Annotated in this window: 10 protein-coding genes and 1 pseudogene; 5 read left to right on the forward strand and 6 right to left on the reverse strand. The window is 71.7% G+C overall.

Translation table 11 applies throughout. The features are described 5' to 3' along the window. The first annotated feature begins 86 nt into the window (after positions 1-86). From KIF24_RS16005 to KIF24_RS16015, 3 genes and pseudogenes are all read left to right on the forward strand, one after another. A complete protein-coding gene (locus tag KIF24_RS16005) occupies positions 87-2,174 on the forward strand; it encodes an N-6 DNA methylase (protein ID WP_221084717.1) in 2,088 nt (695 codons plus the stop codon). 108 nt (positions 2,175-2,282) lie between these two features. Then, the gene (locus KIF24_RS16010; protein ID WP_221084718.1) at positions 2,283-2,426 is read left to right on the forward strand and encodes a hypothetical protein; all 144 of its coding nucleotides are present in this window, start codon (positions 2,283-2,285) and stop codon (positions 2,424-2,426) included. Between the two features lie 171 nt (positions 2,427-2,597). Then, positions 2,598-3,607: pseudogene (locus KIF24_RS16015) on the forward strand (SDR family oxidoreductase). 120 nt (positions 3,608-3,727) lie between these two features. Here the strand turns inward: KIF24_RS16015 and KIF24_RS16020 are convergent. From KIF24_RS16020 to KIF24_RS16035, 4 genes are all read right to left on the reverse strand, one after another. Further along, positions 3,728-5,104, reverse strand: coding sequence for a GH1 family beta-glucosidase (locus tag KIF24_RS16020; RefSeq protein ID WP_221084719.1), 1,377 nt, complete (start codon positions 5,102-5,104; stop codon positions 3,728-3,730). Positions 5,105-5,139: 35 nt separating this feature from the next. Further along, a complete protein-coding gene (locus KIF24_RS16025; protein ID WP_221084720.1) occupies positions 5,140-5,979 on the reverse strand; it encodes a carbohydrate ABC transporter permease in 840 nt (279 codons plus the stop codon). Further along, complete coding sequence (locus KIF24_RS16030) at positions 5,972-6,958, reverse strand: carbohydrate ABC transporter permease (RefSeq protein ID WP_221084721.1); 987 nt, start codon at positions 6,956-6,958, stop codon at positions 5,972-5,974. The genes KIF24_RS16025 and KIF24_RS16030 overlap by 8 nt, the downstream gene beginning before the upstream one ends. A 64-nt stretch (positions 6,959-7,022) precedes the next feature. Beyond that, positions 7,023-8,318, reverse strand: a complete 1,296-nt coding sequence (locus KIF24_RS16035; protein ID WP_221084722.1) for an ABC transporter substrate-binding protein — start codon at positions 8,316-8,318, stop codon at positions 7,023-7,025. 152 nt (positions 8,319-8,470) lie between these two features. On the opposite strand from KIF24_RS16035, the gene KIF24_RS16040 reads away from it, so the two are divergent. Together KIF24_RS16040 and KIF24_RS16045 are read left to right on the forward strand one after the other, a co-directional pair. Next, complete coding sequence (locus KIF24_RS16040; RefSeq protein ID WP_221084723.1) at positions 8,471-9,670, forward strand: ROK family transcriptional regulator; 1,200 nt, start codon at positions 8,471-8,473, stop codon at positions 9,668-9,670. Positions 9,671-10,110: 440 nt separating this feature from the next. After that, positions 10,111-12,381 (forward strand): discoidin domain-containing protein, encoded by a 2,271-nt coding sequence (locus KIF24_RS16045; RefSeq protein ID WP_221084724.1) that lies wholly within the window; start codon positions 10,111-10,113, stop codon positions 12,379-12,381. Between the two features lie 47 nt (positions 12,382-12,428). Here KIF24_RS16045 and KIF24_RS16050 read toward each other — a convergent pair whose 3' ends face one another. Both KIF24_RS16050 and KIF24_RS35325 read right to left on the reverse strand, forming a co-directional pair. Continuing rightward, positions 12,429-12,923 carry a molybdenum cofactor biosysynthesis protein gene (locus KIF24_RS16050; RefSeq protein WP_221084725.1) on the reverse strand — a complete coding sequence of 165 codons (495 nt, stop codon included), beginning with the start codon at positions 12,921-12,923 and terminating at the stop codon, positions 12,429-12,431. A gap of 124 nt (positions 12,924-13,047) precedes the next feature. Beyond that, a complete protein-coding gene (locus tag KIF24_RS35325; RefSeq protein ID WP_456238345.1) occupies positions 13,048-14,427 on the reverse strand; it encodes an extracellular catalytic domain type 1 short-chain-length polyhydroxyalkanoate depolymerase in 1,380 nt (459 codons plus the stop codon). Positions 14,428-14,463 lie beyond the last annotated feature (36 nt).

Consider the following 14,463-nt stretch of genomic DNA (forward strand, 5'->3'; position numbering starts at 1 on the left):
AACCAGGCTTGTGAAGCGGAACTGCCGAGAAACATAGAGCCTGTGAACAGTGCGCACAAGCTCAATCACCATGCTAGCGTTCACGTGTGACACGAGAGCCGGGCACGGCCCCCAGCAAGGCCACCCTGACCGCCAGCGGCATCGCGCGGCTGGCCAACGTCGGCCGGGCCGCGGTGAGCAACTGGCGTCGCCGGTACGTCGACTTCCCGGCGCCCGTCGGCGGCACCCCGACCAGCCCGTCCTTCGACGCCGGAGAGGTCGAGCAGTGGCTCCGCCAGCACGGCCGGCTGCACCGGGCCGGCACCGAGCAGTGGGCCTGGCGGCAGATCGAGAGCTTCCAACCGGCATCGCAGATCAGCGACGTGCTCGGCATCGCCGGTGCGCTCCTGCTCGCCCGCGCCGCAGCGCCCGACACCCCCGGCGGCGACCTGCCCACCACCCGGCAGCTCGTCACCCGGCTGCGCACCCTGCACCCCGAGCTGGCCGAGCTGGTCGGCGACCTCCTACCGAAGCAGTGGACCGCGCAGCTCACCACGCTGCTGGGCACGGTCGACCAACTCGGCGCCGAGCAGGGCCCGGAAGCCGCCTTCGAATACCTGCACAGCCAGTACGCCACCTCGGCCCACTCGCTGTCCGGCCTGGCCGGCACGCCCGACACCGTCGCCGAGGTGATGCTGGCCCTCGCCGGCCACGGCGCCGACACGTTCGACTTCACCAGCGGCACCGGATCGATCCTGCGGATGGCCGCCGACCAGGCCCTGCGGGCCGGCACCGTCACCCGCTGCCACGCACAGGAGATCAACCCGCAGTACGCCCTGATCACCCTGCTGCGGCTGTGGTTCGTGCAGCTGCGGGCCGGCCACGACGCGCCACCCCCCGCCGTGCACGTCGGCGACAGCCTGCTCGCCGACGCGCTGCCCGACCTGCGGGCCGACGTGGTCGTGGCGAACTTCCCGTTCGGCATCCACGAGTGGGGCCACGACCGTCTCGCCTACGACCCCCGCTGGGCATACGGCCTGCCCCCACGCACCGAACCGGAACTCGCCTGGGTGCAACACGCCCTGGCCCACCTCGCCCCACACGGCACCGCCGTCGTGCTCATGCCGCCGGCCGCCGCGTCACGCCCCGCCGGCCGTCGGGTCCGCGCCGAATTGATCCGCCACGGCGCACTGCGCGCCGTCATCGCCCTGCCGGCCGGACTGATGCCGCCGGCCGGCATCGGCCTGCACGTCTGGGTGCTCACCCCACCCGATCCACAGCACCCACACAGCCCCGACCTGCTCGTGGTCGACACCACCACCGCAGCGGCCGGCCGGAGCCTCACCGAGATCGTCGGCACCGCCTGGGCGGCATACCAGTCCGACAACTACACCGACGAGCCCGGCGTCCACCGCAGCGTGCCCACCATCGAGATGCTCGACGACCAGGTCGACCTGACACCGCAACGCCACCTGCCGCAGGCCGGCGAGCTGACCGCCGACCCGAACCGGACCATCGCCCGCCTCGACGCCTTCGACCAGCTCCTCCACCAGCTGCGAGGCGGCCTGCCGGCCGTACGACAGGCGGCCCGGCCACCGCTGCGCGAGGCACCCCAGGCCGACATCGCCGACCTGATCCGATCCGGCAGCATCTCCGTACAGCGCGCCGTCTCCCGGGCCCGATCCACCCGCGCCACCGCCGGCACCGCCGTGCTGACCGCCACCGACATCCTGGCCGGCGGCCCGGCCACCGGCGCGGCCACCCGCACCGACGACGACGAACCCGGACCGACGGTACGCCCCGGCGACATCCTCGTCCCCGTCATCGGCCACCGGATCAGCGCCCGGGTGGCCACACCCGACCAGGTCGGCGCGGAACTCGGCCCCGGCGCCCAACTGATCCGCGTCGACACGACCCGCTTCGACCCGTGGTTCGTCGCCGGCGTCATCTCCCGCACCGACAACGCGCGCATCGCCGGCCGCTCCGCCAGCACCGCCAACGGCGCCCTACGCATCGACATCCGACGACTCACCATCCCCGTCGTGCCGCTGGAGCAGCAACAGGCGTACGGTCACGCCTTCCGCCAACTCGTCGAGTTCCGCACCACCCTCGACCGGGCGGCAACGACCGGAGCCGCCCTGGCCCGCGAGCTCAGCGACAGCCTGGCAGCCGGCGCCCTCGGACTCGCACCCTGACCGGGCCGACGACACTGCCCCAGCGCGCTGCACCCAGCATCGCTCTCAGACATCGAGCGTTTGCATGATGCCGTCACGACCCGCCGCCGGAACCCCTAAGGTGGACGAATGGGGCGTCCTCCGGCCGGCGCGTCGCTCGCCCTCGCCGCCGTCGACCGGCGGCAACGACCCGCCGCGCTCGCCGACGCCGCCATCGCCGCCGCCTGGGCGGAACTCGGTCGGCGAGCCGTCCGGCTCGACCGGGACGGCTGACGCGCTCAGCGACACCGGGGGCGTGGCCCGCGGTCACCGCCGTCTCCACCATGAGGGCGTACACGAAAGCCTGCGGCGGGTTGCCGCGCAGTTGCCGTGACCGCCGGGGCTGCGTAGTAGCCGCGTACGCGGGTAGACCCGGGCCCGAGGCGAGGTGACCGGAGGCGCCAGATGGGTCGGAACCGGCGGGACGCGCAGGTGGCGGTGGTCACGGGTGCCAGTGCGGGGGTGGGACGGGCGACGGTGCGGCTGCTGGCCGAGCGTGGCATCGCCGTCGCGCTGCTCGCCCGGGGCGGGTCGGGCTCGACGCCGCCGCCGCGGAGGTGCGGGCGGCCGGCGGCCGGCCGCTGCCGGTCGAGGTCGACATGGCCGACTACCCGCAGGTGGCCGCCGCCGCGGAACGGATCGAAGCGGAACTCGGCCCGATCGACCTGTGGATCAACGACGCCTTCAGCTCCGTCTTCGCACCGTTCCAGCAGACCCGGCCGGAGGAGTTCCGCCGCGCGATGGAAGTCAGCTACCTCGGCTACGTGCACGGCACCCGGGTCGCCCTGTCCCACATGACACCCCGCAACCGGGGCACGATCGTGCAGGTCTCCTCGGCGCTGGCCTATCGCGGGATCCCGTTGCAGGCGACCTACTGCGGTGCCAAGCACGCCATCGTCGGCTTCACCGAGGCGCTCCGCTGCGAGCTGCTGCACGACCGCAGCGACGTCAAGGTCACCATGGTGCACCTACCGGCGCTCAACACCCCCCAGTTCGACTGGCTGCTGTCCCGGCTGCCGCGCCACGCCGAACCGGTCCCACCGATCTACGAACCCGTCGTCGCGGCCCGGACGATCGTCGCCGCGGCCGAACGACCGCACCGCCGCGCCTACTGGGTGGGCGCCTCGACAGCGTTGACCATCATCGGCAACCGCGTCGCACCGGGACTGCTCGACCACTACCTGGCCCGGACCGGCTACCGGTCACAGCAGACCAGCCAGCCCGCCGACCCGGACCGGCCGGACAACCTGTGGCACCCACTCGACGGCCCCGGCGGGCGAGACCACGGAACCCGAGGCAGCTTCACCGGTCGATCCCACGGGCGCAGCCCGCAGGCATGGCTGTCGCGTCACCGCGTACTCACCACGATCGGAGCCGGCGTGGTGCTGGGCCTGCTCGCCTGGCGCCGCCGCTGACCGACGCCGGCACCGCGAAGCCCGGCCGTGGCCTGTCGCTCCCGAAGGAGCTGAGCCAAAGCCGGTGCCCCGGGTGCCGCCCGGCGCGGCACCCGGGGCGTCCCGGGCCCCGTCGGCCCGCTATCCGCGCGCCGCGACGGTGTCGACCGTCGCGGTGCGCCGCTGGTGGGCGCGGATCGTCTCGGCGTAGCGGGTGCCGCTCGCCTTGACCGTCCGCTGTTGGGTGGCGTAGTCGACGTGCACCAGCCCGAAGCGCTTGTCGTAGCCGTACGCCCATTCGAAGTTGTCCAGCAGCGACCAGGCGAAGTAGCCGGCCACCGGAGCGCCCCGGCCGGCCGCCGCCGCGCAGGCCGCCAGGTGCCGGTCCAGATGGTCGGTGCGCTCGGGGTCGGTGACGGTGCCGTCGGCGGCGACCACGTCCGGCCAGGCCGAGCCGCTCTCGGTGACCAGGATCCGCTCCGGGGCGTACTCCTCGCTCACCTCCACCAGCAGCCGTTCCAGGCCGGCCGGGTGCACCTCCCAGTCCATCGCGGTGTGTGCCGCGCCGGGCACCCGGACCTGCCGGGCGTACGGTGCCGGACCGTCCGGGTCGTCGGTCACCACCTGCCGGAAGTAGTAGTTGACGCCGAGGAAGTCGATCGGGGCGGCGATCACCGCCAGGTCGTCGCCGCGTACCGGCGGCTCGATGCCGTAGGTCGCCACCGTGTCGGCCGGGTAGCCGCGGCCGTGCAGCGGGTCCAGCCACCAGCGGTTGACGTGCCCGTCCATCCGGCGGGCGGCGGCGACGTCGGTGGGGCGGTCGGTGGCCGCCTCGATCGGGCTGAGGTTGAGCACCGGCCCGATCGACGCCGGGTGGGCGGCGTTGGCCCGGATCGCGGCGGTGGCCAGGCCGTGCCCGAGCAGCACGTGGTGGGCGGCCGGCACGGCGCGGGCCAAGTCCCGCTCGCCGGGGGCCATCCGGCCCTCCAGGTGGCCGATCCAGGCGATGCAGAGCGGCTCGTTGACGGTGCACCAGTCGCTCACCCGGTCGCCGAGGCGGGCCGCCACCACCGCGGCGTAGTCGGCGAACGCCTCGGCGGTCTCCCGGCGCGGCCAGCCGCCCCGGTCCTGCAACGCCTGCGGCAGGTCCCAGTGGTAGAGCGTCACGAACGGCCGGATGCCGGCGGCGAGCAGGGCGTCCACCAGCCGGTCGTAGAAGTCCAGCCCGGCGGGGTTGACCCGGCCGACGCCGTCAGGCCGGACCCGGGGCCAGGCCACCGAGAAGCGGTACGCCCCGACGCCCAGGCCACGCATCAGCGCGACGTCCTGCGGCCACCGGTGGTAGTGGTCGCAGGCGACGTCACCGGTGTCGCCGTTGTCGATGGCGCCCGGCCGGGCGCAGAAGGTGTCCCAGATGGAGGGTTCGCGGCCGTCGGCGCGGACGGCGCCCTCGATCTGGTAGGCCGACGTGGCGACGCCCCAGAGGAAGTCGGGCGGCAGCGTGGACAGGTCCGGCACGGGCGGTTTCTCCTCGGTTCTCGCGGTGGACGGGCTCACTTGACGGCTCCGGCGGTGAGACCGGCGACGAAGTAGCGCTGCAACGCCAGGAAGCCGGCGACCACCGGCACGCTCACCACCAGGGAGGCGGCCATCACCTGGTTCCAGTAGACGTTGAACTGGGTGGCGTAGCCCTGGAGGCCGACGGCGAGGGTGCGGCTGTCCTCGTTGGTCAGCACGGAGGCGAAGAGCACCTCGCCCCAGGCGGTCATGAAGGCGTAGACGGTCACCGCGACCACGCCCGGCACGGCCGCCGGCAGCACCACCTGGAACAGGGTGCGCAGCGGGCCGGCGCCGTCGACCTGGGCGGCCTCGTCGAGGCCGCGCGGGATGGAGTCGAAGTAGCCGACCAGCATCCAGATCGAGAACGGCAGCGAGAAGGTGAGGTAGGTGACGATCAGACCGGTGCGGCTGGCGTAGAGCGCGATGCCGGTGGCGTTGCCGAGGTTGACGTAGATCAGGAACAGCGGCAGCAGGAACAGGATGCCGGGGAACATCTGGGTGGACAGCACGGTCACCGAGAAGATCTGCCGGCCACGGAACCGGTACCGGCTGACCGCGTACGCGGCGAAGATCGCCACGGCGACCGAGAAGACCGCCGCGACGCTGGCCACCAGCAGACTGTTGAGCAGGTAACGGCCGAGCGGGACGGTGGACCACATGTCCACGAACGCCTGCAAGGTGGGACGCCGGGGCCACCAGGTGAAGGGGCCCTGGACGTCCTGCAACGGTTTGATCGCCGAGCTGACCATCACGTAGAGCGGGACGAGGACGAAGCCGGTCAGCAGGGTCAGCACGATCCGGCGCGACCAGCGTTCGGCGGCGGTCTCACGCATCGTTCCTCCGTCGGTTGGTCAGCAGCAGGTATCCGGCGGTGACCACGAGCAGGAACAGCAGCAGCGCCACCGACATCGCCGAGCCGGAGCCGAAGTCCCAGGTCTGGAATGAGCTGCGGTAGATGTGCAGCGAGATGAGGTCGGCCTCGGCCGGGGCGGAGCCGCCGAAGAGGACGTACGGGGTGTTGAAGTCGTTGAACGTCCAGAGGAACAGCACGAGCAGCAGGACCAGGTTCACCGGGCGCAGCATCGGCAGGGTCACCGAGCGCAGCCGCCGCCAGAACCCGGCGCCGTCCATCGCGGCGGCCTCGTAAAACTCGTCGGGGATGTTCTGCAGGCCGGCCATCACGCAGAGGAACGCGAACGGCCAGGTCCGCCAGATCGACACGACCAGCAGGGCGACGAAGCTGTTGTCGCCGATCAGCCAGAACGGCGGCTCGTCGAGCAGGTTGAGCTGGTCGACGAGGACGTGATTGACCAGGCCGGTGTCGCGCTGGAAGAGGAAGGTCCAGGTGATGACGGCGGTGTAGACCGGCAGCGCGTACGGGGTGAGGAAGAGCGCGCGCAGCACGGCCCGGCCCCGGAACGGTCGTTGCAGCAGCACGGCGGCGGTGGTGCCGAGCACCCAGGACAGACCGACGGAGAGCACCGTGTAGACGACGGTGACCCGGAACGAGCGCAGCAGGTCCGCGCCGGCCGCGGTGTTGACGTCCAGCACCACCCGGTAGTTGTCCAGACCCACGAACGGTGCGCCGGACCAGTCGCGAATGTGGAACTGGGTCAGCTCCAGCAGGCTCATCCACGCCCCGACGAGCATCGGGATCACGTGGATCGCCAGCTCCAGCACGATGGCCGGAGCGAGCAGCAGGTACGGCAGCAGTGACCGGCGGGGCTGGCGGGCGGGCCGTCCGGCGGGTCTGCCGGCGGTGGCCGGTGGTGGGCCGGACGCGGTGCCGGCCAGCGGGGTGGTGGTTGCCATTCAGGTCCCTTCGCGGGCTGGCCATGGGAGGGTCGGCGGACCTCCCACGGCCAGCGGTCCGTGGTCAGCGCATCTGCTGCTGGGCCCGGGTCAGCTTCTCCCGGACGCTGTCCTCGGTGACCGGCCTGCCGCTGGCCGCGTCGGCGAAGAGTTCCTTGATCGCGGTGCCGACCAGGGTCTCGAAGGTGCTCTCCTCGGGCACCTGCGGCAACGGCGCCGCGCTGGTGGCCAGGGTCTGCGCCAGGACCTTCTGCTCCTCGGCGGCGAAGGCGGGGTCGGCGGCGACGGTGCCGACCGCCGGCAGCGAGCCGTACGTCTTGTTCAGCGTCACCTGCTCGGCGTCGCTGGTCATGAACCTGACGAACTCCAGCGCCCCGTCGAGGTTCCCGGTGTGCTTGAACACGGCCATGTTGATGCCGGCGACCATGCTGTTGACCTGCTTGCCGCCGGCCGGCGGGTTGGCCGGGAACGGCACCGGGGCCACCCCGTACCCGTCGGGCGCCATGCCCTGTGACTTCAGGTTGGCACCGGCGGCCTGCCAGAGCAGCATGGCGGCCTTGCCGTTGGCGAAGTCGGAGACCGACTGGTTCTGCGCGTACTCGGCGTTGCTCGGATTGACGATCTTGTCGACGGCCATCAGGTCGATGAAGCGCTTGACCGCGGCGACGTTCTGCGGTGTGTCGAAGGTCGGCTGGCCCGCGCTGTCGAACCAGTCGCCACCGTACTGCTGGCCGAAGGTGAAGGCGTGGTGGGCGTTCTCCGACGGGTTGGCGCCCTCGACGGCGAGGCCCCACTTGCCGTCACCGGTGAGCTTCCTGCCGACCTCGGCCATCTCCTCCCAGGTGGTCGGCGGGGCGGTGATGCCGGCGTCGGCGAAGGCCCGCTTGTTGTAGTAGAGGGCGTAGGCGAGGCTGTAGAGCGGCACGGCGGCCGGCGGCTTGTCAGCGGCGCCGGCGGCGGCGAGCGCGGCGGGGACGAACCGGTCCTTGCCGCCGACCTTGTCGAGGGTGGCGTCGTCGAACTCGACAAGCGCGCCGGTGGCCTGCAACGAGGCCGACCAGGTGTTGCCGATGTTCACCACGTCCGGGCCCTGCCCGGTGGTGGCGGCGGCGAGGAGCCGGTTGAGCAGGTCCGACCAGGGCACGACCTCGACGTTGACCTTGATGCCGGTCTGTTGTTCGAACTTGTCCAGCTCGGGCTGGAGGATCTCCTTGTCGGCCTCCAGACTGGCGCCCTGGTTGCTGGCCCAGTAGGTGAGGGTCTTGCCGCCCTCGCCGGACTCGTCGCCGGCGCCGCAGGCGATGAGCGACGCGGCGGCCAGGACGGTCGCGGTGAGTATCGCGAGGTGTCGTCTCGACACGGTCTGCCCTTTCGGTCTGGGGGTGGTGGTGCGGATGACGGGGGAGTTACATCACGGCTTAATTAATGTCGTCATTAAAATGGTTCGGCACAGGGTCGTCAAGCACCGGGCCGTACAGTCGCCCCGGGGCGGCCGACGGGATGAGGTGACACGTGGAGCTGGCGCGGGCGACGAATCGCAGCGTCCGGTTGCGCAACCGGTCGGCCCTGCTGTCCAGAATCTTTCTCGACGGTCCGCTGACCCGGCAGGATCTGGTGCGCGGCACCGGGTTGAGCCAGCCGGCGGTGAGCAACGTGGTCGGCGACCTGATCGACGAGGGTCTGGTGATGGAGGCCGGCGCCGCCGAGTCCGACGGCGGGCGGCCGAGCATGATGCTGCGGGTCGCGCCACGGCACGCCGTCGTGGTCGGGGTGGACGTCGGCGAGACCCGGGTCCGCGTCGAGCTGTTCGACCTCGCGATGAGCGTGCTGGCCAGCGTGGAATACCCCCTGGAGGACGGCGGCACCGAGCCGGCGACGGTCGCCGGGCACGTGCTGGCCGGCATCGACCGGGTGCTGGCCGACGCCGGGGTCGGCCGGTCCGAGGTGCTGGGCGTCGGCATCGGCGTCTCCGGGGTGGTCGAGCAGGGCGCCCGAGCCGTGGTGGACGCGCAGACCCTCGGGTGGGACCGGGTGCCGCTGGAACGGCTGATCGCCGAGGGCACCGACCTGCCCCTGCACATCGACAATGGCGCCAAGACCCTCGGCCAGGCCGAGATGTGGTTCGGCGCCGGCCGGGGCGCCCGGCACGCGGTCTTCGCCCTGGTCGGCTCGGGTGTCGGAGCGGCCGTGGTGACCAACGGCGTCACCTACCGGGGCGCCTCCAGCAGTGCCGGCGAGTGGGGCCACACCACCCTCGTGTACGGCGGGCGGCCCTGCCGGTGCGGCGCCCGGGGCTGCCTGGAGGCGTACGTCGGCGCCGAGGCGATCATCGATCGGTACCGCGAGGCCCGGCGCGGCCGGCCGGTGCCCGGTGACGACGAGGAGTCCCAGCTCGCCGGGCTGGTGGCGGCGGCCGACCGGTCGGAGACCGCCCGGCGGGTGCTGGACGAGACGGCCGGCTACCTGGGCGCCGGGGTGGCCAACCTGATCAACCTGTTCAACCCCGAACGGGTGGTGCTGGGCGGCTGGGCGGCGATGGCGTTGGGCGACCTGCTGCCGGCCGTCCGCGAGGCCGCCGGCCGCCAGGCGCTACGACTGCCCTATGCGCAGGCGTCGATCGAGCTGTGCCGGCTGGGCGTGGACGCCGTGGCGCTAGGCGCGGCCACCCTGCCCATCGCCCGCCTGCTAGCCAACGGCGGCTCCCGCCGCTGACGCCACCCACGCCAAGCTCAGCACCGACCGTCACCCTGAGCAACAACACATCCCACCCGTCCCCCACTCCTCCGTCCCTTTGCTCTGCTTCAACCGACGCAACAGTTACGGTCTGTACCGACAGTCGGACGGTGATCAACGCCGCCCCATCACTCCGCCGCTGGTCATGGGCTATTGCGTGGGTTGAAGCAGAGCAAAGGGGGCGAAGGGGAGTTGGGTGGGGGAGGCATCGCCGTCACGGGAAGTAATCGCCACCGTGAGTACCGCGCTGACAGATGTAGATCGATGCCTTGACGGCAGCGCAACATCGCCGCAACACTCTTCCGCAAGCGCTCCCCCCACGGCGGTGCCAACCCGGCGGCATCACCGCACGGCAGCGCGATCAGTCCCGCCTCCCCGTCGCGCCCGTCGTCAGCAGCTCCCGACCGACAGGCGACGTCATGACACCTCCCGCACCGCTCGTACCAGCCCCGCCAGCACCAGCCCCGCCAGCACCAGCCCCGCCAGCACCAGCCCCGCCAGGCCGCCCCCGGCCGGCCGCTCGGAGTCTGCTCGTCGGGCTCGCGGTGGCCCTGGTGGCCGCCCTGGTCCCGACCATCGGGGTGGCCCCGGCGCAGGCCGCGCCGGTGCTGCTCTCGCAGGGCCGGCCGGCCACCGCCTCCAGCATCGAGGGTGGCGCCTTCCCTGCGTCCGCGGCCGTCGACGGCAACACCGGCACCCGCTGGTCCAGCGCCTTCAGCGACCCGCAGTGGCTCCGGGTCGACCTCGGCACCCGGGCCAGCATCACCCAGGTCACCCTGATCTGGGAGGCCGCGTACGCCCGGGCCTTCCAGATCCAGGCCTCCGACGACGGCAATTCCTGGACCACCGTCCACAGCACCGCCAGCGGTACCGGCGGCACCCAGACCCTGACCGTCACCGGCGCCGGCCGGTACGTACGGATGTACGGCACCCAGCGCGCCACCGGGTACGGCTACTCGCTGTGGGAGTTCCAGGTCTTCGGCGAGACCGGCGACGGTACCGGCGACCCGGTCGAGCCGACCGACCCGCGCAACCCGAACTTCGGCCCGAACACCTACGTGTTCGACCCGGCCACCCCGACCGCCACCATTCAGAACCGGCTGAACACCATTTTCAGCCAACAGGAGACCAACCAGTTCGGCGCCCAGCGCTACGCCGTGCTGTTCAAGCCGGGCAACTACACCGCCGACGTCAACCTCGGCTTCTTCACCCAGGTCGCCGGCCTCGGCATGTCACCGGACGACGTGAACCTCACCGGCCACGTCCGCGCCGAGGCGGCGTGGTTCGGCGGCAACGCCACCCAGAACTTCTGGCGGGCCGCGGAGAACCTGTCGGTGACCCTGCCCGCCGGGGTCGCCGTCGAGCGCTGGGCGGTGTCGCAGGCGGCGCCGTACCGGCGGATGCATCTGCGCGGAGCGCAGAACCAGATCCAGCTCTGGGACGGTTACACCGGCTGGGCCAGCGGCGGGCTGATGGCCGACACCCGCATCGACGGCCTGGTGGTCTCCGGCTCGCAGCAGCAGTGGTACTCACGCAACAGCGAGTTCGGCAACGGCTGGACCGGCTCGGTGTGGAACATGGTCTTCCAGGGAGTGGCCGGCGCTCCGACGCCGAACTTCCCCAACCCGTCGCACACCGTCATCCCGACCACCCCGGTGGTCCGGGAGAAGCCCTTCCTCTACGTCGACGGTACCGGCACGTACCGCGTCTTCGTGCCGGCACTGCGCACCAACTCCTCCGGCACCAGCTGGCACAACAAGACTCCGGCCGGCTCATCCATCTCGCTGGCCGACTTCTTCATCGTCCGGCCGGGCACCTCGGCCGCCACCATCAACAACGCGCTCGCCCAGGGTCGGCACCTGCTGTTCGCCCCCGGCGTGCACCGGATCACCGAACCGATCCAGGTCAACCGGGCCAACACGGTCGTCCTCGGCCTCGGCCTGGCCACCATCCAGACCGACAACGGCACCGTCGGCATGCGGGTCGCCGACGTGGACGGGGTCAAGGTCGCCGGCATCATGTTCGAGGCCGGCGCCACCAGCTCCCCGGTGCTGATGGAGGTCGGGCCGGCCGGCTCCTCGGCCAGCCACGCCGCCAACCCCACCTCGCTGCACGACGTCTTCTTCCGCATCGGCGGACCGGGCGTCGGGCGAGCCACCACCAGCCTGGTGGTCAACAGCGACAACGTGATCGGCGACCACATGTGGCTGTGGCGGGCCGACCACGGTGACGGTGTCGGATGGACGGTCAACACCGCCGACACCGGGCTGATCGTCAACGGCGACAACGTCACCATGTACGGCCTCTTCGTCGAGCACTACCAGAAGTACCAGACCATCTGGAACGGCAACGGCGGGCGGACCTACTTCTACCAGAACGAACTGCCCTACGACCCGCCGAACCAGGCGGCCTGGATGAACGGCTCCACCCGGGGCTACGCGGCGTACAAGGTCGCCGACTCGGTGACCAGCCACCAGGCGTGGGGGTTGGGCAGCTACGCCTACTTCAATGTCGACCCGTCGGTGGTCGCCGAACGCTCCTTCGAAGTGCCGAACAATCCGAACGTGCGGTTCACCAACATGGTGACCGTCTCCCTCGGCGGGGTCGGCACGATCAACCGAATGATCAACAACACCGGCAACACGGTCAACGCCGCCAACCAGGTGTCGTACCTGACCACGTACCCGTAGGCCGGATCGTGGGCGGGCCCGGCCGGCGTCACCGGCCGGGCCCGCCGTCAGGTCTGTCGCCGCCCCGGCCCGGCCTCGATCATCGCGTCGACCGCACCGACCCGCAGGATGCCGTCGGTCACCGGCGTGCAACGGATCCCACCGCGTCCGCGCAGTCCGCGCCACGCTCCGGGGCCGATGGTCACGTCCATCCAGGCGCAGGGGTGCGCCGCCTGGTTCACCCGCAGCCGCACCGGGCCCTGCCCCGAGTCCAGCACCAGCACCGACCCGATCAGCTCGTCCACGGCGATGCCGCTGGTCATGATGTTGCGTCGGACCTGCGCCAGGCCGGCCCCCGGCGGCAGTGACTCCGCCGCGACCACGGTCACGCTCGCCGCGCGGTGCGCTGCCTTGCCGAAGTACCGGTCACCCACGATGCCCAGTTCCGCCCGGATCTCGATCTCGTCCACCAGCTCGCCGGCCGGAGCGGGCACCGGCCCGTCCGCCGGCCGACCCACGAAGCGGTGCGCCGGCGAGGCCAGCAGCTGGACGATTTCCGGCATGGCGACACTGTACGACCGGCGCCCGGCCCTCCACCGTGCGAACCGGTGGTATCCAGAGCCGGTCGGCGGGCCGGCCCGCCGGCGCCCCGGCCCGATGCGGGCGTGGGGGGCGCCGGCGAGCCGGTCAGCTCAGGCGCAGGAGACTCCGTTCAGGGTGAACGAGGTGGGTGGCGGGTTGCTGCCGTTGTGCGTTGCCTGCAGGCCGAAATTGACGCTCTGGTTGGCCGGGATGGTGGCGTTCCAGGCGGCGTTGCGCGCGGTCACCTGGTTGCCGCTCTGGCTCACCGTGGCGTTCCAGCCGTTGGTCACCTGCTGGCTGCCGGGCCAGGACCACTGCACCGTCCAGCCGTTGATCGTGCTGCTGCTGGTGTTGGTGACAATGAGGTTGGCGACCAGGCCGTTGTTCCATGAGTCGACCGTGTACTGCACCCGGCACGACGTCGAGCCGGGCGGCGGCGTCGTCGGCGGCGGGGTGGTCGGCGGCGGCGTCGTCGGCGGTGGAGTGGTGGGGGCGGGGTGGTCGGCGGCGGAGTGGTCGGCGGCGGGGTGGTGGGGGCGGCGTCTGGCTGCCGGTCAGGCCGAAGAACTCGATCGCCACCCGGGCCATGCCGGCCGACGGAAGGCTGTGCCCGGCGCCCTGGATGCTGTACGCCTCGACGCGCACCGTGCCGGACGAGTCGGCGTAGCGGCGCCGGTTCCAGTTGGCCTGCGGGGTGTCCGTCGACGTGGGCGTCTGGCTCAGCCCGGCCACGTTCGTCCACTGCTCGACCCCCTCCTGGAGGAGCTGGAAGGGAATGAGGTTGTCGTTGGTGCCGTGCCAGACCTGCACCCGGGGTCGGGCGCCGTTGTAGCCGGGGTACGCCTGCCGGACGGCGTCGCCCCACTGCTGCGGGGTACGGTCCATCCGCCCGTTCACGCACTGGCTGTTGGTCGGCGGGAAGTCGGCCGCGTTGGCGAAGCAGGTGAACGGCACGCCCATGAACGCCGCGCCGGCCTTGTACACGTCCGGGTAGAGCGCCATCAGCGCCTGGGTCATCATCCCGCCGGACGAGCTGCCGGTGGCGTACACCCGCTGCGGGTCACCGCCGTGCTGGCGCTGCGCGTAGCCGACCATCGACATGATCGAAACCGGGTCGCTGCCGCCGTCGCGGCGCTTGGACGCCGCCGACCACACGTCGAAGCAGTTGCCGAAGCCGGCCTGCTGGGTAGCGGTGGGATAGATGACGATGTAACCGTACTGGTCGGCGAGTCTGGCGAACTCACTGCCCGAGTGGAACCCCGGGCCGGATCCGCCGCAGCCGTGCATGGCCACCACGATCGCCGGGTTCGCCGGTCGGGCGTCCGGCACGTAGATGTGCATCCGCATGTTGCCGGGGTTGTTGCCGAAGTTCGTCACCTCGACCAACGACGCGGCCGAGGCCGGCGTCGGGGCCACGGCGACGCCGGCCACGGCGAGAAGGAATGCGGCAGCTAGGCAAGCCAGCGCCGCTCTGGTTCGGGTCACGTCTACCTCCGAGATAGGGAAGGTGCTGCCCTAACG

The sequence above is a fragment of the Micromonospora tarapacensis genome (genome assembly GCF_019697375.1).
Classification (GTDB): Bacteria; Actinomycetota; Actinomycetes; order Mycobacteriales; family Micromonosporaceae; genus Micromonospora; species Micromonospora tarapacensis.